Origin of the sequence: Streptomyces sp. NBC_01525 (assembly GCF_045040405.1) — a bacterium.
GTDB lineage: Bacteria > Actinomycetota > Actinomycetes > Streptomycetales > Streptomycetaceae > Streptomyces > Streptomyces benahoarensis.
In genome coordinates this window covers 809,468-829,270 of the sequence record NZ_CP109397.1, presented here as the reverse complement: position 1 = coordinate 829,270, position 19,803 = coordinate 809,468, and the positions used below count along the sequence as shown (strand labels likewise).

General features: G+C 75.1%; 19 protein-coding genes. 7 read left to right on the top strand and 12 right to left on the bottom strand.

All coding sequences use genetic code 11. The annotated features are described in order from the left end of the window. Positions 1-46: 46 nt before the first annotated feature. Positions 47-2,428 carry a glycoside hydrolase family 65 protein gene (locus OG422_RS03695; protein WP_405739625.1) on the bottom strand — a complete coding sequence of 794 codons (2,382 nt, stop codon included), beginning with the start codon at positions 2,426-2,428 and terminating at the stop codon, positions 47-49. Then, positions 2,425-3,204, bottom strand: coding sequence for an HAD family hydrolase (locus tag OG422_RS03690; RefSeq protein ID WP_405739622.1), 780 nt, complete (start codon positions 3,202-3,204; stop codon positions 2,425-2,427). Before OG422_RS03690 ends, OG422_RS03695 begins: the two co-directional genes overlap by 4 nt. Before the next feature lie 447 nt (positions 3,205-3,651). Here OG422_RS03690 and OG422_RS03685 point away from each other — a divergent pair, with 447 nt between their 5' ends. Continuing rightward, complete coding sequence (locus OG422_RS03685) at positions 3,652-4,305, top strand: CBS domain-containing protein (RefSeq protein ID WP_405739619.1); 654 nt, start codon at positions 3,652-3,654, stop codon at positions 4,303-4,305. Positions 4,306-4,316: 11 nt separating this feature from the next. Here the strand turns inward: OG422_RS03685 and OG422_RS03680 are convergent, their stop codons facing one another. Next, positions 4,317-5,153: a universal stress protein gene (locus tag OG422_RS03680; protein WP_405739616.1), complete on the bottom strand. Its 837-nt coding sequence runs from the start codon at positions 5,151-5,153 to the stop codon at positions 4,317-4,319. Positions 5,154-5,214: 61 nt separating this feature from the next. Further along, on the bottom strand, positions 5,215-6,114 hold the full coding sequence (locus OG422_RS03675) for a universal stress protein (RefSeq protein WP_405739613.1): 900 nt from the start codon (positions 6,112-6,114) through the stop codon (positions 5,215-5,217). Positions 6,115-6,343: 229 nt separating this feature from the next. Here OG422_RS03675 and OG422_RS03670 point away from each other — a divergent pair, with 229 nt between their 5' ends. After that, positions 6,344-7,342 carry a YdcF family protein gene (locus OG422_RS03670; RefSeq protein ID WP_405739606.1) on the top strand — a complete coding sequence of 333 codons (999 nt, stop codon included), beginning with the start codon at positions 6,344-6,346 and terminating at the stop codon, positions 7,340-7,342. 123 nt (positions 7,343-7,465) lie between these two features. Beyond that, positions 7,466-8,098 carry a CBS domain-containing protein gene (locus OG422_RS03665; RefSeq protein ID WP_143940690.1) on the top strand — a complete coding sequence of 211 codons (633 nt, stop codon included), beginning with the start codon at positions 7,466-7,468 and terminating at the stop codon, positions 8,096-8,098. Between the two features lie 106 nt (positions 8,099-8,204). Here OG422_RS03665 and OG422_RS03660 read toward each other — a convergent pair whose 3' ends face one another. Next, positions 8,205-8,624, bottom strand: coding sequence for a PPOX class F420-dependent oxidoreductase (locus tag OG422_RS03660; protein ID WP_143940689.1), 420 nt, complete (start codon positions 8,622-8,624; stop codon positions 8,205-8,207). A 342-nt stretch (positions 8,625-8,966) separates the two neighbouring features. On the opposite strand from OG422_RS03660, the gene OG422_RS03655 reads away from it, so the two are divergent. Further along, positions 8,967-9,962: an SDR family NAD(P)-dependent oxidoreductase gene (locus OG422_RS03655; protein ID WP_405739601.1), complete on the top strand. Its 996-nt coding sequence runs from the start codon at positions 8,967-8,969 to the stop codon at positions 9,960-9,962. A gap of 138 nt (positions 9,963-10,100) precedes the next feature. Here OG422_RS03655 and OG422_RS03650 read toward each other — a convergent pair whose 3' ends face one another. The 5 genes from OG422_RS03650 to OG422_RS03630 form a co-directional block, all read right to left on the bottom strand. Then, positions 10,101-10,595 (bottom strand): peptidylprolyl isomerase, encoded by a 495-nt coding sequence (locus OG422_RS03650; protein ID WP_405739599.1) that lies wholly within the window; start codon positions 10,593-10,595, stop codon positions 10,101-10,103. Positions 10,596-10,652: 57 nt separating this feature from the next. Further along, positions 10,653-11,000, bottom strand: coding sequence for an ArsR/SmtB family transcription factor (locus OG422_RS03645; protein ID WP_405739596.1), 348 nt, complete (start codon positions 10,998-11,000; stop codon positions 10,653-10,655). Between the two features lie 247 nt (positions 11,001-11,247). After that, the gene (locus tag OG422_RS03640; RefSeq protein WP_143940685.1) at positions 11,248-11,673 is read right to left on the bottom strand and encodes an ATP-binding protein; all 426 of its coding nucleotides are present in this window, start codon (positions 11,671-11,673) and stop codon (positions 11,248-11,250) included. A 277-nt stretch (positions 11,674-11,950) separates the two neighbouring features. Continuing rightward, positions 11,951-12,832: a RimK family alpha-L-glutamate ligase gene (locus OG422_RS03635; RefSeq protein WP_405739593.1), complete on the bottom strand. Its 882-nt coding sequence runs from the start codon at positions 12,830-12,832 to the stop codon at positions 11,951-11,953. Positions 12,833-13,089: 257 nt separating this feature from the next. Further along, positions 13,090-14,208: a TerD family protein gene (locus tag OG422_RS03630; protein WP_405739590.1), complete on the bottom strand. Its 1,119-nt coding sequence runs from the start codon at positions 14,206-14,208 to the stop codon at positions 13,090-13,092. 530 nt (positions 14,209-14,738) lie between these two features. Between OG422_RS03630 and OG422_RS03625 the strand changes: the two genes are divergently transcribed. Beyond that, the gene (locus OG422_RS03625; RefSeq protein WP_405739587.1) at positions 14,739-15,383 is read left to right on the top strand and encodes a hypothetical protein; all 645 of its coding nucleotides are present in this window, start codon (positions 14,739-14,741) and stop codon (positions 15,381-15,383) included. Positions 15,384-15,573: 190 nt separating this feature from the next. Here OG422_RS03625 and OG422_RS03620 read toward each other — a convergent pair whose 3' ends face one another. Further along, positions 15,574-16,185, bottom strand: a complete 612-nt coding sequence (locus tag OG422_RS03620; protein WP_405739584.1) for a phosphatase PAP2 family protein — start codon at positions 16,183-16,185, stop codon at positions 15,574-15,576. 189 nt (positions 16,186-16,374) lie between these two features. Between OG422_RS03620 and OG422_RS03615 the strand changes: the two genes are divergently transcribed. Both OG422_RS03615 and OG422_RS03610 read left to right on the top strand, forming a co-directional pair. Beyond that, entirely contained in the window at positions 16,375-16,758 is a 384-nt protein-coding gene (locus OG422_RS03615; RefSeq protein WP_405739581.1) for a BlaI/MecI/CopY family transcriptional regulator, read from the top strand. After that, positions 16,758-17,678, top strand: coding sequence for a M56 family metallopeptidase (locus tag OG422_RS03610; RefSeq protein WP_251076655.1), 921 nt, complete (start codon positions 16,758-16,760; stop codon positions 17,676-17,678). The genes OG422_RS03615 and OG422_RS03610 overlap by 1 nt, the downstream gene beginning before the upstream one ends. 181 nt (positions 17,679-17,859) lie before the next feature. Here the strand turns inward: OG422_RS03610 and OG422_RS03605 are convergent, their stop codons facing one another. Beyond that, entirely contained in the window at positions 17,860-19,317 is a 1,458-nt protein-coding gene (locus OG422_RS03605) for an APC family permease (protein WP_405739578.1), read from the bottom strand. Between the last annotated feature and the right edge of the window lie 486 nt (positions 19,318-19,803).

The window sequence follows — 19,803 nt, the reverse complement described above, 5'->3', positions numbered from 1 at the left end:
AGTCCGAGCCCGCGCGGCCTTCCTGTCGATCTCGCCCGGGCCGCTCTCACAGCCGGAACCAGCGCTCCTCACCCGGCGCGACGGTGCGCCGCCGGTCACCGGGGAGGACGACGGGCAGCGGGTCCCGGGACGAGGCCGGTACCCGGACGGCCAGCCGCCCCGGCAGCACCCGTAGCCGCACCCCCCGGTGACCGCCGACGCAGCAGGTGAAGGCGAACCGGGGGATCTCCCGCAGCGCCACCGGCGCCACCCGCAGCCCCTCCGAGCCCGCCTCCAGACCGGTGAGCCCGCGCTCGACCAGATCGACCGTGCCCGCCATGGCACCGAGGTGAATGCCCTCGCCCGTCGTCCCGCCTTGCAGATCGGCGATGTCGCCGAGCAGCGCCTCCCGGCAGTACTCCCAGGCATCCGGCCCCGTCCCGCGGGTGAGCAGCCAGCCGTGGACGAGGCTGCTGAGCGTCGAGCCGTGGCTGCTGCGCCGCAGGTAGTGGTCGACGGTTGCGCGCCACACCGCGTCGTCCAGCCGGTACCCGAGCCGGGCGAACAGCGCGGACAGCTCCGACGGCCGGAAGAGATGGCCGAGCATCAGGGCGTCGGCCTGTTTCGACGCCTGGTAGCGGTTGACGGTGTCGCCCTCGGCCTCCAGGATCCGGTCCAGCCGGCGGATGTCGCCGTAACGGTCCCGGTAGCGCGCCCAGTCCAGCTCGGCCAGGTCCCCGTAGCCCGCGAACTGGCTGATCACGCCCTGGTGGAAGGGGAGATACAGACGGCGGGAGAGTTCGTCCCAGCGGGACAGTTCCTCGTCGTCCAGGTGCAGGGACCCTGACAGTTCCGCGCGCCGGGCGGCGGGCAGTTCACCGAGCAGATCGAGGCCGCGGGCGAGCACCCAGGCGGCGGTCGCGTTGGTGTAGGCGTTGTCGTCGATGCCCGGGGCGGCGGCGTCCGGGTAGGCGTCGTGGTACTCGTCCGGCCCGACGACGCCGGTGAGCCGGTAGCGGCCGAGCGCCGGGTCGAAGGTGGCCGCCCCCGACCAGTAGCGGGCGATCTCCAGCAGCATCTCCGCCCCGGCGGAGTACAGGAACCCGCGGTCGCCGGTGGTCTCCGCGTACCGCCAGACGTTGTGGGCGATGGCCGAACCCACATGGCCCTGGAGATGCGAATGGTCGGGCAGCCAGCGCCCGGAGCGCGGGTTGAGGTGCAGCGTCTGCGTCTCCTCCCGGCCCGAACTCGCGCTCTGCCACGGGTATCTGGCGCCCCGGCGGCCCTCGCGGCGCGCCGCCGCCCGCGCGGCCGGGAGCCGCCGGTACCGGTACATCAGCAGGGACCGCGCCACCTCCGGGAAGTGGAGGCCGAGATAGGGCAGGACGAAGAGCTCGTCCCAGAAGATGTGCCCCCGGTACGCCTCGCCGTGCAGCCCACGCGCGGGGACGCCCGTGTCGAGGTCGGCGGTGTGCGGCGAGAGGGTCTGGAGCAGATGGAACAGGTGCAGCCGCAGGATCCGGCCCGCTTCCCCCGGCACCGCCAGTTCACCCTGCTCCCACAGACGCGCCCAGGCCGCCTCGTGGGTGGCGAGCAGCCGCGGCAGCCCCGGTGCCCCGGCGGCCTCGTCACAGGCGGCGGCGACGGGGTCGGCGATGGGCCGGTCCAGCGAGGAGCGCAACGCCAGGGTCTTCACCACCGTCGCCGTGCGGCGGGGCCTCACGGGCAGCCGGTACGTCTGGACGGTCCCGGTGTCCGTGACGGTCTCCCGGGCGGGGCGCTCCGGGACGGTTTTGGTGCGGACGGCCAACGCGATTCGGATCCCCGGGTCGGCCGTACGGCAGGCGAGCCAGGCGACGCCATCAGGCCGGAACCCTGCCTGATGTTCCGTGAGATGACGCCCTTCGAGGTGCCGGTAGCGCGCCACGCCACTGTTGGTGACGGCACCGTCGAGTACGGACTCGACCTCGACGGCACCGCGCCAGCCGTAGGCGCGGAACAGTGTGCGCTGGGCCGCCAGGTCCGGGTCTCCCATGTGGACGAGCCGCAGATGGCAGACGCGCAGCCCGCGTCCCTGGGCGTCCTCGAAGAACAGGTACCGGGTGAGGACGCCGGTCCGCGGGTCGAGGCGGACGGTGCAGTGACGCGCGGAACCGGGCGTCAGCCACGGGCCGGGCGGGGCGTCGACGGGCAGGCAGCGGTAGCGCAGCAACGTCCAGTTCGGCAGGTTGACCAGGTCCTCGTTCTCGATCCGCTCGCCCGCGATGTCCGAGGTGCGCCGGTCGTAGCAGCCCGCCAGATAGGTGCCCGGATAGTGGGTGGCCCCGGCCGGGCACTCGGGGGCGGAGCCGCGGGTGGCGAACCGGCCGTTGCCGAGCGTGCAGAGCGCCTCGACCAGCGGCTCACGCGCGGGGTCGTAGCGGTCGTACCGCCAATCGGGGCCTGTCATCCGCGCTCCCTCCGTACGCTCCGGACCAGCGCCGTCAGCGCGGTGACCGTCTCATCGGCGCCCGCCTCGCGCAGCGCGGCGGATGCGGAGCGGTCCGCGGACCGGTCGATGCCGACGACGAGACCGAAGCCGCCCCGCCGCGCCGCCCGCACTCCGGCGAGCGCGTCCTCGACCACCGCGGTCTTCGCCGGGCGGGCGCCGAGGAGGCCGGCGGCGTGCAGGAAGAGCGCCGGGTCGGGCTTCCCGGCGAGACCGAGCCGGGCGGCGTCCGCGCCGTCCACGACCACGGTGAGGAGCCGGTCGAGCGCCGTGGCCCCGAGCAGGTCCCGGGCGTGCCGGGAGGCCGACACCGCGGCACACGGCACCCCGTCGGCGCGCAGGTCCCGCAGGGCCGGTCCGGCGTCCGGGAACGCCGTGACCCCCTCGGTCCGGACCAGCCCGACGAACGCCTGCTCTTTGGCCGCGGCGACCGCCCACACCGTGCCGAACCCGGGCGGGTCGCCCCGGGTGCCCGGAGGAAGCTCGACGCCCCGGGCGGCGAGGAAGGCGGCCGCGCCGTCGTAGCGCGATGTCCCGTCGACGAACCGGCGGTAGTCGGCGTCGCGGTCGAAGGGCGGCTGTGCGTCGTCGGCCACGGCCCGGAGGCAGGCGTCCAGGGCGGTCTTCCACGCCGCGGCGTGCAGCCGGGCCGAGTCGAGGAGGACGCCGTCGGTGTCCAGGACGAGGGCGCGCACGGGGACGGGTGCCCGACCGCCTCCCGTGCCGGGGGAGTTCACCTGGAGCCTCCTCACGCACGGTGTACGAGCCGGTCGCGGGGGCGCGCAGCCGGCCGTGGGGGCGCGCCGCGCCGAGGGCCGGGCGGTTGGCGTCCGCCCGTCGCCCGCCCTCGCCCGGACCCTGGTCGGTGCCCCGATCCCGGTCGGCCGTGGTCCCTTCCAGGGTTCCGCGAACCCACGCCGCCGCAACCGGGAGCGGCCGCCCCTCGGCACGGGGCGTTCGGGCCCCGCGAGGTGACCTGCGCGGCCCTACCGGACCCGGCATGCGCGGACGAGCTTGGAGGGAGACGGTGGGAGCACACCGGGAGCGTGCCGCGGAGGCCGGGCCCGGTGGAGTCGGCCCCGCCCGTCGCCCTGCCGGGAGACGGCCGGCCGGGCAGGGTCCCGCCGCCTCACCGCTCCGCTTCCCCTCGGCGGCCCCGCCCCTTCGCACGGTGAGGAAAGCCCATGACCCCCCAACCGTTCACCGTCTCCGACGTGATGACGCGGCAGGTCGTCGCCGTCCGCCGCGGCGCCGATTTCAAGGAGATCGTCGCGGCGATGGCCCGCTGGAAGGTGACCGCCGTGCCCGTCGTGGAGGAAGAGGGCCGGGTCGTCGGCGTGGTGTCCGAGGCCGATCTGCTGGCGAAGGAGGAGTTCCACGACCACCGCCCCGGGCTGGTCGAGCAGATGCGGCGCCTCGACGCCACCGCGAAGGCGGGCTCCCGCCGGGCCGAGGACCTCATGGCCGCGCCCGCCGTCACCGTCGGCGCCGGGGCGTCCCTGCCCCAGGCCGCCCGCCTGATGGCCACCCACCAGGTCAAGCGGCTGCCGGTCGTCGACGAGCACGGGGCCCTCCGGGGCATCGTCAGCCGGGCCGACCTGCTCAAGGTGTTCCTCCGCCCGGACCGGGACCTCGCGGCCGAGGTGCGCCGCGACGTCGTCGAGCGCCTGTTCCCGCGCGCGCACCACCGGATCGGCGTCGCCGTCGACGCCGGGGTCGTGACCCTCTCCGGCGAGGTCACCGACAGCGCGATCGTCCCCCTCGCCGCCCGCCTGACCCGCGCCGTGGAAGGCGTGGTGGACGTCCGGTGCGAGCTGACCACCGGGCCGGGCCCATGAGGCTCACAGGCTCACGCCTCCGGGGGAGGAACCACCACCACCGGACAGGCCGCACGGTGCAACACCCCATGAACCGTGGACCCGAGCCGCCCCCCGCACCGCCCGCCGTGGCTCCCGCGGCCGACGACCACCGCGACGGCGGCATACGAGACCCGGCTCAGCTCCTCGACCGGACGGCCGCGTACGACCTGCTGTTCGATGGGGACCTCCGGGTAGCGCTCGGCCCAGCCCGCGACCGCCTCGGCCAGTGAGCGGCGGCGGTCGGCCAGGGCCTCGGCGGCGTCCTCGTGGGAGGGGAGCGGTCCGGGCCACACCCAGACCGCCCGGAGCCGGGCCTCGTGCAGGGCCGCCTCGGCCACCGCGAAGCCGATGGCCGCCCGGCAGTCCGGGCCGCCGTCCACGCCGACGACGACCAGCGGCGGATGGACGGCCGGGCGCTCGGGATTGCGGACCACCACGACCGGGCAGTGGGCGCCCGCGGCCAGCGGGACCGCCACCGACGCCTCGCCGAGGACTTCGGCGACCCGGCCGAGGCGCCGCGACCCCATCACGGCGAGCGCGGCGCCCGCCGTCCGCTCCCGCAGCACCACGACCGGCGCCCCGTCGACGAACTCCGTCGCGGTCCACAGCCCGGCGTGCAGCTCCCGAACCAGGTCCTCCGCCGTCGCCAGGGCCGACTGCGCACGGATCAGCAGGGCGCTCCGGCGGGCGAACGCGCCGTACTTGAGCGGCGGCGCGACGGTGACCAGCCGCAGTCGCACCGTGCGGTGCGCGGCCTCGTCGGCGGCCCACACCAGGGCCGGGACCGACAGCTCATGGGGGTCGACGCCGACCAGGACGTCGTTCATGTCCCGCTCCCCGCCACCGCCCGGCCGCCCGGGCCCGTCCCCGGGACGCGGTCGGCGGTCCTCACGGCTCTTCCTCGGCGGCGGCCGGGCGCCGTTGCGGGACGACGGCCACCGGGCACGCCGCGTGGTGCAGCGCCCGGTGGACGACCCCGCCGAACTCCCGCCCGAAGACGCCGCCGCTGCGCCGCGCCCCGAGAACCAGCAGATCGGCGGCGGCCGACCGCGCGGTCATCGTCCGGCGCGCGGTCCCTTCGACGGTGCTTTTGCGCAGCCGTACCCCGGGGTGGTCGCGGACCGCGGCCGCCAGGGCCTCGTCGAGCAGTTCCGCGGCGCGCTGCGCGTGGTACGCGCCGGGCTCACCGGCCAGCAGCGGGTGGTCGGCCGGTTCGTGGAGCGGCCGCCGCCAGGCGCGGACGACATCGAGTTCCGCGTCGCGGACCGCCGCCTCGTGGAACGCGAACCGCACGGCCGGTGAGCCCACGTCGTGGTCGCCGACGCCCAGCAGGACCCGCCCGTGGCGTCCCTCCAGGGCGTGGGGGTCCCCTCGTACGACGACGACCGGGCAGTGGGCGCGGGCGGCGACGACGAGGCTGACGGAGCCGAGCAGCAGACCGGCCACCGCGCCCCGCCCGTGGGATCCGACGACCAGGACCGTGGCCTCCTGCCCCGCGTGGAGCAGCGCGCCCGCCGCGTCCGCGGCGGCCACGTCCGCCGTGACGGCCAGGCCGGGCGCGCGGCGCCCGGCGCGTTCGGCCGCATCGGCGACGATCGTCTCGGCGAGCACCTGCTCCGAGGGCCGGTCGGCGGCCGGGTCCGGCTCCACGCCCTCGTACCGTTCCCACAGTGAGGCGTGGACGAGGCGTAGCGGAAGGCCGTGCCGTACGGCTTCGTCGACGGCCCAGTCCACGGCCGTGAGGCTCGCGTCGGAACCGTCGACGCCCACCACCACGGGAAGTTCCATCGTCCCCACCGCCTTCCGGCTCCGGGGTGGCCTGCTGCCACGCTCGCGCCGCGACCGGTGTCCGGCTAGGGCCGGACGGCCCCGGGGGCCGGCCCGCCCGGACCTCTTCGACTGCCGCGCCCCGCGCCCCGCGGCGGCCCTTGGCACCCTCCTGACCTGCCCCGTCGCGGATCGGCCCCCTCACCGCACCGGGCGGCCGGAGGACGTTTCGCCCCTGCATACTTCGGCCATGATCATGACCCTTCTCCTCTTCGCGCTCCTCTGCCTCGGCGTGCGCAAGGACCGCCGCCGCTTCCGTAACGCGGTCCTGCTCGGGCTGACGCTCCTCAGCCTGTCCGGCTGGCTCCTCGGCAAGGCGAGCCACCTGCCCCCCGGCGCGGCCATCGCGGTCTACCTGCTGGTCTTCCTCGTCCCCGCCGTCGGCGTGGTGGTGCTCGGCGGCTTCCTGATCGCCAACGGCATCACCATGGCCCGCAAGGAAGGGCTCCGCCCGGCCAACCTCCTCTCCGGGCTGCTGGGTGTGGCCGTCTTCGGCCTGCTCGTCCTGCTGGTGTCGCTGGGACACCTGCAGGGCTCGCCGGCCTTCCCCGTCGGCATCGCCGTGCTCCTCCTCTCCGCCTACGTCTCCTTCCTCTTCCTCTGCTTCCTCGCCTACGCCTTCCTCTACGGGCGGATCGCGGTGCGCGGCGACGTCGACTACGTGGTCGTGCTGGGCTCCGGGCTGATCGGCGGCGAGCGGGTGCCGCCGCTGCTCGCCTCCCGGCTGCGCAAGGGCCTGGAGATCCACGACGCGCAGATCGCCCGCGGCGGCCCGGTGCCGGTCCTCCTCACCTCCGGTGGCCAGGGCCCGGACGAGAAGCTGCCCGAGGCCGAGGCGATGGGGCGCTGGCTCGTCGACCAGGGCGCCCCGGCCGGCCACGTCCAGGAGGAGAACCGCTCCCGGACCACCGACGAGAACCTGCGCTTCAGCCACGAGATCATGACCGCCGGGAAGAGCGGCTACCGCTGTGTCGTCGTCACCAACAACTTCCACGCCTTCCGCGCCGCCATGACGGCCCGCCAGGCCGGTGTCGAGGGCCAGGTGCTCGGATCGCCGACCGCGAAGTACTTCTGGCCGAGCGCCACCCTCCGCGAGTTCGTCGCGGTGTTCTGGGAGCACAAGGCGGTCAACCTGAGCGTCTGCGCCGCACTGATCGCCCTGGTGGCCTTCGTCTCGGCCAGAGGCTGAGGCGGCCGCCGTCCGGGCCGGTGGCGGGCCCGTTCCGGAGGCGCCGGCCGGCAGCCCCGGGGGACGCGCGACAATGGACCGCAGATACCCGTTGGGGTGGATATCGGGAGGGACGAAAACACGATGAGGCACCGCAGTGTCGCCGATCTGATGACGCCCGGCGCCGTCGCCGTGCAAACCGGCACCGCGTTCGGGGAGATCGCGCGGCTGCTCGACGAGTACGACATCAGCGCCGTGCCGGTGGTGGACGAGGCGGGACGGACGCTCGGCGTCGTCTCCGAGGCCGATCTGCTGCGGCGGCACATCGACCGGAGCCCGTCGAACACCGCCGCCTCGCTCATGACCAGCCCCGCCGTCGTGGCCCGCCCGCGGTGGAGCGCGATCCGCGCGGCGCGGCTGATGGACGAGAAGGGCGTCAAGCGGCTGCCGGTGGTCGACGAGGACGGGCTGCTCATCGGCGTGCTCAGCCGCGGCGACCTCGTCCAGCTCTTCCTGCGGCGCGACCGGGCGATCCAGGAGGAGATTCTGGAGGACGTGCTGACCCGCACGCTGAACGTCCCGCCGTCCGCCGTCACCGTGGGGGTCTCCGACGGCACGGTGACGCTCAGCGGCACCCTGGCGCGCCGGAGTCTGATGGTCGTGGCGGTGCGGCTGTGCGAGAGCGTCGACGGCGTGGTGGAGGTGGTGAACCGCCTCACCTACGAGGTGGACGACCGGGCCCTGAGGGGCCGGGAGGCGGCGGAGGGCGCCCCCTGACCGCGGCCGACGGGGCGTGGGCCCGCCGCTGACGGGTGGCGGCCGCGCCGTCCGGAGCCCGCGCCGTCCCGGGCCGCGCCCGCCGGAGGGTGCGGCCCCGGCCGGGTCAACCGGCCTGTGAGCTGTCCTTCAGGTTCCCCCAGCCGTGCCAGCGGTCGATCTCGATCCAGGCGGTGACGCGGGCCCGGTCCCGCCGGGGGTACGGGGTGCCGAGGTAGTGGTGGGCCAGCCGGTCGATGTCCGTCAGATTCTCGTCCGGGTGCAGCTGGGCGACGCGGCCGATGAGGCTGAGATGGGTGTACCAGTTGCCCTCGTCGAGGACGGTGAGCGTCACCCGGGGGTCGTCGCGGACATGCGCCAGCCGTCGGCGGCCCTCGTCCATGTTGACCATGACGCGGCCGTCGTCCCAGAGGTACCAGGTGGCCGTGGAGACGGGCTGGCCGTCCGGCCGCAGGGTCGTGATGACGGCGGGGTTGGCCTTCGCCAGCATGGCGGTCGCTGCTTCGGGCAGCGGAGGCTTCGACATGGAGCACACCTCACGGTCGGGACCGACGGACAGGAAAGCGGACGGGCGGCGGACGCCATCGCGGGCGCCGGGCCCCGCGCCCGTGGTACGACGCCGGGGCCGGCGGGACGCCACGGGACATGCTGTCCTGCCCCCGGCGTGGCCGCCATCCTGTGGGGGCCGCTCCCGTGAACGGGCCGGGAACCCGGCCTCGCCACCGCACGTATCCGCCCACCGCGCGCCGGGACCCCCACCGTCGTACCGTTGACGCGGAAATCTCCGCTCCTGACCCCGCCCGCCGCCGGTGCGCGGCCGTGAGCCGCCCGGTGTGTGCGGCGGTATCCCCGGGCCGGAAGGTGAGCCATGACCAGAGCCCGCGACGCGCTGACCGCCGCGCCGGACATCGGCGGTCTCACCGCCGTCGTCACCGGCGGCTCCCGGGGGCTGGGCCTTCTCCTCGGCCGCCGGTTCGCGCAGCACGGCTGCCGGGTGGTGCTGCTCGCCCGGGACGCCGCAGAACTCGACCGGGCGGTCCGCCTCGCCGGGCGGAGCGCCCGGGGCCCGGTGCGCGGGGTGGTCTGCGACGTACGCGACGGGGCGGCGGTACGTGACCGGTTCGCGGAGATCGCCGCCGACGAGGGCGGTATCGACATCGTCGTCGCCAACGCGGGCATCATCCAGGTCGGCCCGGCCGTGGCGCTCGGCCCCGACGGCTTCCGGGAGGCGCTGGACTCCGTGTTCACCGGCGCGCTGCACACCTCCCTCGCCGCCCTGCCCCACCTGCGGCGCAGCCCCGTCGGAGGCCGCCTCGGGCTGATCGGGTCGGTGGGCGCGCTGGTGCCCGTACCGCATCTGGTGCCGTACTCGTGCGCCAAGTCCGCCGTCGGCGCCCTCGCGGCGGGGCTGCGCGCCGAGGAGGCGGCGCACGGCGTCACCGTCACCGCCGTCCACCCGGGGCTGATGCGGACCGGCTCGCATCTCCAGGCGTACTTCGGCGGCGACCGGCGGCGGGAGTACGCATGGTTCTCGGCGCTGGCCGGGCTGCCGCTGCTGTCCATGGGCGCCGAACGGGCCGCCGACCGGATCGTCGCCGGGATGCGGCGGCGCCGCCCGCGCATCGTCCTCACCCCGGCCGCCCGGCTCGGCGCCGTGGCGGGCGGCGTCGCCCCGGTGACCACCGGCCGCCTGATGGCCGCCGTGGCCCGCGCGCTGCCCCGGGGCGACGCCCCGGCGACGGTGACCGGCGCCGAGGTCGCGGCGGATGACCAGCCGCCCGCGCCACGGCTGCGCGCCGTCCTCGGCACCCTCAACGAACGTGCCGCCGACCGCTTCAACGAACGCACCCGCAAGGACGGGTGACGCGGACGCCCGCGGCGCGATCCGGCCGCAGACCGACGTGTTCCGCGCCCCGGAAACGGCCGAGCGCGCCGCCCGGCGTGGTGCCGGGGGCGCGCTCGGCCGCGGGGCGCGTGGGCCCCATCGGTGGTGCGGGTGTGGCTAGGCGACGACGCCGGAGTTGTCGATGGTGACCTTGGAGCGGGGGGCGCCGCTCTGCGAGCCGAGGGACTCGATGCGGGTCACCAGGTCCTGGCCCTCGACGACCTCGCCGAAGACGACGTGCTTGCCGTCGAGCCAGGAGGTGACGACGGTGGTGATGAAGAACTGCGAGCCGTTGGTGTTCCGGCCGGCGTTGGCCATCGACAGCAGGAACGGCCGGTCGTGCTTGAGCTGGAAGTTCTCATCGGCGAACTTCTCGCCGTAGATGCTCTTGCCGCCCGTGCCGTTGTGGTTGGTGAAGTCGCCACCCTGGAGCATGAACTCCGGGATGACGCGGTGGAAGCCGGAACCGGCGTAGCCGAAGCCGTGCTGGCCGGTGGCCAGCTCACGGAAGTTGGCGGCGGTCTTCGGCACGACGTCGTCGTACAGCTTGAAGACGATGCGGCCCGCGGCCTGGCCGTCAATGGCGATGTCGAAAAATACGTTGGTGCTCATGGAGGCATTGTGGCACCCGGTGCGCGCCGCCTCGTCCGCACCCTCCGACCGGCCCCGTTACGGCTTCGGTGCCCCGTCCGTGGTCGCCCGCAGGTCGGCGAGGAGCTCGGCCTGTCCGGCGAGGACGCCCGTCAGGATCGTCCGCGCGACCTTGAGCAGCTCCGCGACCTGCGGGTTGGCCAGGGAGTAGTGGACGGTCGAACCCTCTTTGCGGGTGGTGACCAGATTCGCCCGCCGCAGGACCGCGAGCTGCTGCGACAGATGCGCCGGTTCCAGGCCGACCTCGGGCAGCAGCTCCGCCACCGCGTGCTCCCGCCGGCTCAGCAGCTCCAGGACACGGATGCGCGCCGGATGCCCCAGTGTCTTGAAGAACTCGGCCTTGAGCTGGTACAGCGGCGTACTCATCGCGCCCCCACCTCCCCGGCGCGGCGGGACGGCCCGGCCGGGCCGTCCGCGGCGTACCGCGTCCGTCCGCTCGTCGACGACATCGGCTCTCCTCCTCCCGCGCGGTGACGGGCGGCCGACGTGCGCGGGATCCGAAGCCACCGGAGGCCGACGGTGGTGACCTCGGCGATCGCCAAGATTATCAACCCCGCGGGTCACCGGAGGCGGGCCCGGGCCGGGCGTACGACGCCCCGCGGCGCCGCCCGGTTCACAGCGGCAGGCAGACCCGGACGGTCTTGCCGCGGCCGTCCGCGTCCGGCAGCACCCCGGCGGTGCCGCCCAGACCGAGGGTGAGTTCCATGACGGTGGCCAGCCCGCCGTCGCCGCTGCCGACCGTCGCGCCGTACAGCGTCGGCAGATAGGGGTGCCGGTCGTGGACCGCGAGGGTGAGACCGTCCCGGCGGGCCGCGTAGACGACGGTGAGCTGCGGGGAGAGCGGCGCGGCGTGCCGGACGCCGTTGGTGACGAGCTCGGCGAGGATCAGCAGCGCCGGGCCGACGGACGGGTGGTGCGGGCCGATGTGCCACTCCGCGAGGACCTGCTCGGCGGTCTCCCGCGCCACCCGGACCGCGGCCGGGACGGTGGGCAGGGTCAGCACGTGCCGCTGCCGCAGCGATTCGAGCCCCGCGGTCATCGCTCCTCCCGGGGCCGCGGCCGCGGTGTCCGGACGGGGCGGCGGGGCCGGGCGGGCGCGGCCCCGGCCTGGAACAGCGGATCGGCCTGGAACAGCGGAACGGACACGACCCTGGGCCTTCCCGGTGGCGCCCCACGGGGCGGCGGAATCGAAGGCTGTGCCCGCGGCTCCCTGTGGACACAGCAAATGTAGCGAACACAGCATCTAATCAATTGCGAACTTTCGCAATTCCGCAGACCGCGGCGGCGGTACGGACCCTCCGCGGCCGGACCCGCCGTCAGCGGGCCGCGGGCTGCGCCGGAACGGCGACCGGGACCGGAAGCGGCGGGGACGTCAGGGCGCCGGGGTCGCGCCGGGCGAGGCGGAGGACGGCGGCGGACACCCGGGCGACGGCGTCCGGGACCTGACGGAAGCTGGGGAAGTCATTGATGTCGACGACCACCGGGCCGTCGGGCCCGTGCAGGACGTCGACACCGTAGAGGTCGAGGCCGAAGGCGGCGCCCGTCTCGGCGGTGATGCGGGCGACCTCGGCGGAGAGCGGGACGTGCCGCTCGCGGACCGCGTGCCCGGGGTGGAGCGGGGAGCGGCGTTCGGTGGCGTACAGCTCCCCGGCGACGCTGTAGACCTTGAGGTCGGTACCGGAGTTGGGGACGTAGGGCTGGGCGATCAGCAGTCCGGTGAGGGGTTCGTGGTCCGGGCCGGGGGCGGTCAGCTCGCCCGGGTCGCGGACCAGCCGGACGGCGCGGCCGGAGCTGCCGTCGGCGGGCTTGACGACGAGCGGGAACTCCGCCTCGGGTATCCGCGCGAACTCCTCGGCGCGGGCGGCCGCGTACGTCACCGGGACGGGCAGGCCGTGGGTGCGGGCGATGACCGCGGCGAGCGCCTTGTCGCGGACGCCGCGGATGGCCCGGACGTCGTTGACCGTCGTCAGGCCGGTGTGGGCGGCGGCCTCCAGCAGGGTGAGGCCGGGGCCGCCGGAGACGGTCTTGAGGACCCATGCGTCGTGATCGCCGGCGGTGAGGGCGGAGGTCAGCGGCAGCAGGGCGCGGCCGGGCCGGATGACGTCCACCGTGTGTCCCCAGGCGCCGAGTTGGGCGATCACCTCCCGGGGCATCCCGTCATGGCGGTACTGCTCCTCCACCAGGAAGCAGAGCCTCATCGATGACACCCCGATCGCCGCACGTCCACCGTCCGTCCGGCAGATCCTTGACCTTGACATGCGGATCCTACGTGGGCGCCCGCCGCCGGTCCGCCGAGGTCACGGGCGGGGGCGCGGGCGGGCGCACGGAATCGGACCGGTGCCCGGCCGGGGGGTGAGGGCCGGGCGCCGACGCCGCGTCAGGACGGGGTGACGGCCACGCACTTCGGGGCGGTACGCGACCGCCGTCGGCGTGGCCGTTCCGTCGCGCGGCGGGCTCAGTCCTCGTAGTAGTTGTTGACGATCACGTCGGGCTCGTCGTCGTCGAACGCCTCGTTGAGCAGCGCGCCGCCGACCAGACCGGCCGCACCGGCGCCGATGAGCGCGCCGGTGCCGAACCGGCGGCCCTGCTGCGGCTGTTCGGGCTGCGCGTACCCCGGCTGTGCGTACCCCGGCTGTGCGGGCGCCGCCTGCGGGTAGCCCGACTGCGGGGGCTGCTGCGGGTAGCCGGGCTGGGGGTAGCCCTGCTGCGGTGCGGTGTAGTACGGCGGCGGGGTGGTCTGGACACGCTGGGCGCAGCCGGGGCACGAGGTGATCTGACGCGGGACGCCCCACTGCGGCGACCACATGATCGGCGTCGTGCCGGGGCCGTGCGAGGGGTCGAAGAAGCAGGTCATGTCGGTGTCTCCGATCGGTGCGGGGTGGGGTGCGGGGGCCGGGACGGTGGCGTGACCGGCCGGGGCGAAGGCGGCGGGCTCCGGGGGGAGCGGGGGCGCCGGAGGCATCGCGGGCGCGGGCGGTGCCGGGGCGGCCGGTTCCGGGCGCAGCACGTCGACGCCGTAGTCCTGGGCGATACCGGCGAGCCCGGAGGCGTAACCCTGGCCGATGGCGCGGAACTTCCATTCCGCGCCGTGGCGGTACAGCTCGCCGAAGACCATGGCGGTCTCGGCGCCGCCCGCGCCGTGCAGGTCGTAGCGGGCGAGGTCGGCGCCGCCGTCCCCGGCGGTCACCCGGATGTGGGCGGCGGTGACCTGCGCGAAGCTCTGGTGGCGGTCCTCCGCCTCGTAGAGCGAGACCGGGAAGGCGATCTTGGTGACGGCGGCGGGCACGGCGCCGAGGTCGATGTCGATCCGCGCGTCGTCGCCGCTGCCGTCGGCCGGGGCGTCCGGAGAGAGGGTCACCGCGCCCTCGGGGCTGCGGAGGTTGTTGAAGAAGACGAAGTGCGCCTCGGACAGCACCTTTCCGGAGTCGTCGCACAGCAGCGCGCTCGCGTCCAGATCGCAGCCGGTCCCTCCGGTGGCTTCGGTCCGCCAGCCCAGCCCCACCCGCACGGTGGTCAGGCCGGGGGCCTGTTTGCTGAGCGACACATTGCCGCCCTTGGTCAGGGCCACCGTCATCTCTTCCCTCCACAACTGCCGTACCGCACGGCGTCCTTCGGTTTCCCGCGATCCCATGGTTCCCGGATTGCGCAATGACTGAAGTATGCCTGGTCCGCAGGGGTGATACGGCGCTGACCGGCGCTCTTCGGCCAAGCGGCGCGGACGAGTCGGTCCGGCGTCCGGGCGGCGGCGCCCCGCCGGTGGACGCCGGGCGGCCGTGACATCGACCTCATCCGCTGGGCGCGCGGGCGGATCTCGCGTTTGGTATCCCATCGAGGGCAGGCGTCGTTCTGTGGCGCCTCCGTCGTCGCACCGTTCATGACGTACCCCACCTGCGTTTTCCGCACCTGCGCCCCGCCGCGCCCGAAGAGCTTCCGGGCCTGACCCCCGGCCGCGGGCGGGCGTGGCTGAGCCGCCCCGGGCGCGATACGAAGACCTTCCGGGTGCGGCACGACGCTAAGAAGAAAAGCCGCAAATAGGGACATAAAGTCTCTGGTGGGCCGCGGTGATCGCGGCGCACCATCCCGCCGCACCGCGAAGGGGACCTCATGCCCGTCCCGGAGCTGACCGTCACCGCCCTCGACCGGGCCGCCGCCCGTCTGGTGGACTCCGGGACGGGCCCGGGCGCCGCCCCGGAACCCGTACGCCCGGACCCCGCGGAACGGGTCGCCTGGGACGGCATCGCCGCGGGCTGGGCGCGCACCGCGCCCGCCGATCCGGTGGCCCGGCGGCTGGTCGGCGCCACCGTCGACGAACTGGTCGCGGAGGCGCTGCGCGCGGTGCCCCGCCACGGCACCCGCCCGGATGTCGAGGTGCGGCTGCCCGGCCGGTTCGCCCGCGCGCTGCCCGACTGGGCACACCGCCGCCGCCCCGGCCTCTCCCACTGGCCCAGCACCCAACTCGCCGTCACCGCCGAGATCCTCCGGACCTGGGGCTGGCAGCAGCGCCCCCACCGGCTGCGGGACCGCCGCGGCCGCCGGTGCGTCTGCGGGGCGCTCCTCGGCGCGGTGGCGCTCGGCGTCGGCTCCGAGGACGCCGCCGAACGCGCCGCCGCCCACATCCTCGGCGAACTGCGGCACCGCGGCTGGCAGGCCCTGATCGGCGACTGGAACGCGGTGCCGGGCCGCACCCGGGAACAGGCCGTCGAGCTGGTCACGGCCGCGCGGGGGCGGGCCTTGGCGGCGAGGGAGTGAGGGTGGGTGCGGGCGTGCGTCGGGCCGGGAGGGTATCGGCCTACGGGTGAGGCGGGTGGCCCACGGCCGCTCGTGCCCCGGTAGGCGCCCGGCCTCGGCGTGGCCCGTGGCTGCGTCCGCGCCAGGCAGGTCCGTTCGGAGACGGCCTACGGCAGGGTGCGGAAGCGCCGGGGCCGCCCGCCCTACCTCGTCAGGCTGCCGCCACCAACGGCCGCAGCCGCGTGGTCCGCAACCGCTCCACCAGGTGCGCGGCGCGGCCCGCCGGGACGGTCACCGCGCAGGCGACGGCCGCGCCGACCACGAGCCCGACCGCGACATCGTGCGGATAGTGCGCGCCCACCCACACCCGGGACGCGGCCATCAGCAGCGCCAGCACCGCCGCGAGCGCGCCGATGCGCCGGTCCACCAGGAGCAGCGCCACGGCGGCGGCCCCGGCGATGGCGGCATGGTTGCTGGGGAACGACCAGTCGCCCGGCGGCGGGCACGCCTGGACGGTGACGGTGTGCAGCACCTGGCACGGCCGCCGCTCGTCGAAGACCGCCTTGACCAGGTCGTTGACGACGTACGCGGCGACGATCACCACCGGCACGGCCAGTACCCGCGCCATCCGGACCGCGTCCCCGTCGGCGCGCGCCCGCCACCAGGCGACGGCCAGGCACAGGGCGAACGCGGCGAGACCGAAATCCGTCCACACCGACACCACGGTGTTCCACGGCGCCGGGGTGTGTGCGGCGAGATCGGTCACCCAGAGGTAGAGCCCCCCGTCGAGGGAGGCTCCACCGGAGGCGAGCGGAAGGGTCACGGCAGCTCCTTGTGAGCGGAAGGGGGCGCGCGGGCGGGCGCCGTGCGCGGGGCCTCTCCGGTGTGCCGTCCGCCCCGGAGGGAGGCCCGGACCGGACGGCACGGACGTCTACATCGCTGTAGACCGACTACGTCACTGTAGACGACGATATGGGAGGCTGGGCGCCATGAACGGTGCGGAGACGGTGCGATGAACGGTGCGGACAAGGAGCGGCGGCCCGCCGGTGAGCTGGAATCCGGTGTGCTCGCCGTGTTGTGGGCGATGGACGGTCCGCTCACCCCCGGTCAGGTCCAGCAGGCGCTCGGCGGGTCGCTGGCGCGCACCACGGTCACCACGATCCTCACCCGCCTCCACGACAAGGGCACCGTCGTCCGCGCCCGCTCCGGCCGCGGCTACGCCTACGCGCCCGCCCAGGACGCCCCCGGGCTGACCGCCCGCCGGATGCACTCGGAGCTGGCGAAGGACGAGGACCACGGGGCCGTGCTCGCCCGGTTCGTCTCCCAGCTCTCCGACGCGGACGAACGGTTGCTGCGCTCCCTGCTCGACGAGGGCCCCGCCGGAGGCCGCCCGTGATGTCCCTGGTGTGGGTCCCGCTGCTCGCGCCGTTCCTCGCCGTCCCGGCGGCCCGGCGGCTGGCCGACGCCCTCGCGCCGCGCCGCGCCGCCGCGCTGCTGGTCTGCGTCGCGGTGGGGCTCGCCGGCTGCGCGGCGGCGGCGCTGGCGCTGCTGGTGATCCCCGGCGCGTCGTATCTGCCGTGGGTGGCCGCCGCCGGCGAACTGCTCACCCCGCTCACCGACGGGCCGCCCGCCGTGACCGTCGGCGTCTCGGTGGCGGCCGCCGGTCTGCTGGGCGCGAGCGCCGCCGCGGTGACGGTGCGCCTCCTAGGCCACCGCGCGGACCTGCGGGACGCCCGCGCACAGGCCGGGGCGGTCCACGGTGAGCTGGCGGTGGTGCCCGATGCGCGGCCGGACGCCTTCGCACTGCCCGGCCGCCCCGGCCGGATCGTGGTGACCACCGCGATGCTGCGCGCCCTGGAACCGGGCGAACGCACGGCCCTCTTCGCCCATGAACGCGCCCATCTGCGCGGCCGTCACCATCTGCTGCTCGCCGCCGTGGACCTCGCCGCCCGCTGCCATCCGGCGCTGCGCGGCCTCCGCGCGCCCCTCGGGTACGCGCTGGAGCGGATCGCCGACGAGGCCGCCGCGGACGCCGTCGGCGACCGGACGCTGGCCGCTCGCGCGGTGGGCCGGGCGGCGCTCGCGGGCGGCCCCGCGCCCCGGCCCCGTACCGTCCTGGCGGCCACCGCCGGGCCGGTGCCCCGCCGGGTGGCGGCGCTGCTCGGCCGTGAGATGGGCGCCCGTCCGGCGCCCCGGCTGCGCCGCGCCGTCGCCGCCGGGCTGCTGCTCTGCCTGGTCACCACGGGCGCGGCGGAACTGAGCGCCGCCGACACCCTGCACGCCCATATCGAGGTGGCCCAGGGCGAACGGCCGTGAGCCGCGGCCCGGGTGGTGCGGGGCGGGCGGGGCGTCCGGGGCGGTGAGGGCCGGGGCCGCACGCCTGGGCACCGGCGGACCGCCCGGGCCCAGGCACCGGGACCGGCCGCGGGCCTCGGCACCGGCGGACCGTCCGGGCTCCGGCACCAGGCGGTCCGCCGGTGCCCGGCGGCGTACCCGGTCAGGCCCCTTCCTCGGCCCCGTCTTCCGGTACCGAGATCACCCAGTGGGTGTCCTGGCGCGGCCGCAGGTAGCAGGCCCAGTACAGGGCCGCCGCCGCGACGATCGCGCCGGTGATCGCCAGGCTCTCGACGCTCTGCTGGCACAGCACCCACACCAGGACCAGTACGAGCAGCGCCGGGATCGCCGGCCACAGCGGCATCCGCCAGGCCGCGCGGTGCCGGTGCGCGCCCCGCCGGGAGACCAGCGCGCCCAGCGCCACGAACACGTACATCGCCGCGACGGCGACGCCGGTGACCTCGCTCAGCGTGTCCAGATTGACGAAGCACAGGGCCGCCCCGGGGACGCCCACCGCCAGCGTCGCCGCCCAGGGGGAGCCGAAGCGCTGCCCGAGGTGGGACAGGGCCCGGCTGACGCCGCTCGGCCAGGCCGCGTCGCGCGCCGAGGCGAAGACCACCCGGGAGTTCTGGATCACCATCACGATCGCCGCGTTGATGATCGCCAGCGCGATGCAGAGGCTGACGAACGTACCGACCGCCGAATTGCTCCAGGACTCCACCATGCCCGCGACATCACCGGAGGTCAGCGTCGCCAGGTCCGGCGCGCCCAGCGTGATCGCGACGACCGGTACGAGGACGACCGCCGCGCCGATGCCCAGCGTCCACAGGACCGTACGGGAGACGTTGCGCCGCGGGTTCTCCATCTCCTCGGCGAGGTACACCGCCGTCGAGAAGCCCTGGAGGATGAAGAGCGCGGTGGCCAGGCCGGTCACCACCAGGCCCGCGGTCAGCGCGGTGCTGTGCCCGTCGGGCGTGGCGATCACCGGGTGGACCAGGACGGACGCGGAACGGCTGGTGTGGCTGAAGCCGAGGAAGGCGACGACCCCGGCGGCCACCACCTCCAGGACCAGGAAGATACCGGTGATCCAGGCGTTGGCCCGCAGATCGAGCAGGCCCATGGCGGTGGCGAGGAGCATCACCCCGGCGGCGGTCCACTGCGGATCGAGCGGGGTCAGCGGCGCCAGATAGTCGGCGGTGCCCAGCGCGATGATCGGCGGCACGATCATGACGACGATCAGCGACAGGACGAAGACCAGCCACCCGGCCAGCCGCCCCATCAACGTGCCGACCATGGCGTACTCGCCGCCGGAGCTGGGGATCAGCGTGCCCAGCTCGGAGTAGGTGAACGCGACGCCGATACAGAGCACGGCGGCGATGGCGATGGTGAGCGCGGCGCCGGTGCCCAGCGTCGCGAAGGAGTCCGGCACGATCACGAAGAGCGAGGAGGCCGGGGTCAGGCAGGAGAGGGTGAGCAGGGTGCCGCCCACCACGCCGATCGAGCGGTTGAGCTTGGGGGCTCCGCCGGTCGCGGCGTCCGTGTCCGCCCTGGCCGTCGGTGCCGGATGCGGATCCGCCGCGGGGGTCGCGGAGGCAACGGGTGGGGAGGGCGTAGTGGTCATCCGTGTCCCATCGTGCGAGCGGCTGAGGAGCGTGCCGAAGAGGTGGTGCCACGAAGCGGTGCGACCCAGGAAGCGCGACAGGGGCGCGGTCGCCGTTTCGGTGACCGAATGAAACCCCCGTCCCAGGGGCGCGTCAAGGTTTCATATGAAATTCACTGGACGACGGAATCCGTTGCGTGACGGGGGTGATGAGGAGGTATTGGTGCTGTGTTTGTGATGGAAAAACGGAATCAGTGGTGCCGTCGCCCGTGAGGCCGCGGGGTCGGCGGGAGTCTCCCGTGGGCGGCGGGGACGGTGCCGCAAGCGGGCTGCGGGCTCCGGTGCGGACGGGTGGCGGCCCTCGCCCGCCCCGCCGCGGCGCGCCGGATCCGCGCGTCTTCCGCCGCCTGTGGAATCCGTCGCGCGGGCCCTGCGGCACCGGAAGCGAGGCCCGGAAACGCCGTTGACCTGGTACGGGAAGCAGTCCGCCCGGTCCGCCGCGGTCCG

Bases quoted from the DNA above. Each gene is read 5' to 3' on its own strand.
- OG422_RS03650 (WP_405739599.1), bottom strand. From the start codon at position 10,595: ATGAGCACCAACGTATTTTTCGACATCGCCATTGACGGCCAGGCCGCG.
- OG422_RS03610 (WP_251076655.1), top strand. From the start codon at position 16,758: ATGTCCCTGGTGTGGGTCCCGCTGCTCGCGCCGTTCCTCGCCGTCCCG.
- OG422_RS03640 (WP_143940685.1), bottom strand. From the start codon at position 11,673: ATGACCGCGGGGCTCGAATCGCTGCGGCAGCGGCACGTGCTGACCCTG.
- OG422_RS03665 (WP_143940690.1), top strand. From the start codon at position 7,466: ATGAGGCACCGCAGTGTCGCCGATCTGATGACGCCCGGCGCCGTCGCC.
- OG422_RS03695 (WP_405739625.1), bottom strand. From the start codon at position 2,428: ATGACAGGCCCCGATTGGCGGTACGACCGCTACGACCCCGCGCGTGAG.
- OG422_RS03670 (WP_405739606.1), top strand. From the start codon at position 6,344: ATGATCATGACCCTTCTCCTCTTCGCGCTCCTCTGCCTCGGCGTGCGC.
- OG422_RS03680 (WP_405739616.1), bottom strand. From the start codon at position 5,153: ATGAACGACGTCCTGGTCGGCGTCGACCCCCATGAGCTGTCGGTCCCG.
- OG422_RS03625 (WP_405739587.1), top strand. From the start codon at position 14,739: ATGCCCGTCCCGGAGCTGACCGTCACCGCCCTCGACCGGGCCGCCGCC.
- OG422_RS03615 (WP_405739581.1), top strand. From the start codon at position 16,375: ATGAACGGTGCGGACAAGGAGCGGCGGCCCGCCGGTGAGCTGGAATCC.
- OG422_RS03645 (WP_405739596.1), bottom strand. From the start codon at position 11,000: ATGAGTACGCCGCTGTACCAGCTCAAGGCCGAGTTCTTCAAGACACTG.
- OG422_RS03675 (WP_405739613.1), bottom strand. From the start codon at position 6,114: ATGGAACTTCCCGTGGTGGTGGGCGTCGACGGTTCCGACGCGAGCCTC.
- OG422_RS03635 (WP_405739593.1), bottom strand. From the start codon at position 12,832: ATGAGGCTCTGCTTCCTGGTGGAGGAGCAGTACCGCCATGACGGGATG.
- OG422_RS03685 (WP_405739619.1), top strand. From the start codon at position 3,652: ATGACCCCCCAACCGTTCACCGTCTCCGACGTGATGACGCGGCAGGTC.
- OG422_RS03655 (WP_405739601.1), top strand. From the start codon at position 8,967: ATGACCAGAGCCCGCGACGCGCTGACCGCCGCGCCGGACATCGGCGGT.
- OG422_RS03630 (WP_405739590.1), bottom strand. From the start codon at position 14,208: ATGACGGTGGCCCTGACCAAGGGCGGCAATGTGTCGCTCAGCAAACAG.
- OG422_RS03605 (WP_405739578.1), bottom strand. From the start codon at position 19,317: ATGACCACTACGCCCTCCCCACCCGTTGCCTCCGCGACCCCCGCGGCG.
- OG422_RS03660 (WP_143940689.1), bottom strand. From the start codon at position 8,624: ATGTCGAAGCCTCCGCTGCCCGAAGCAGCGACCGCCATGCTGGCGAAG.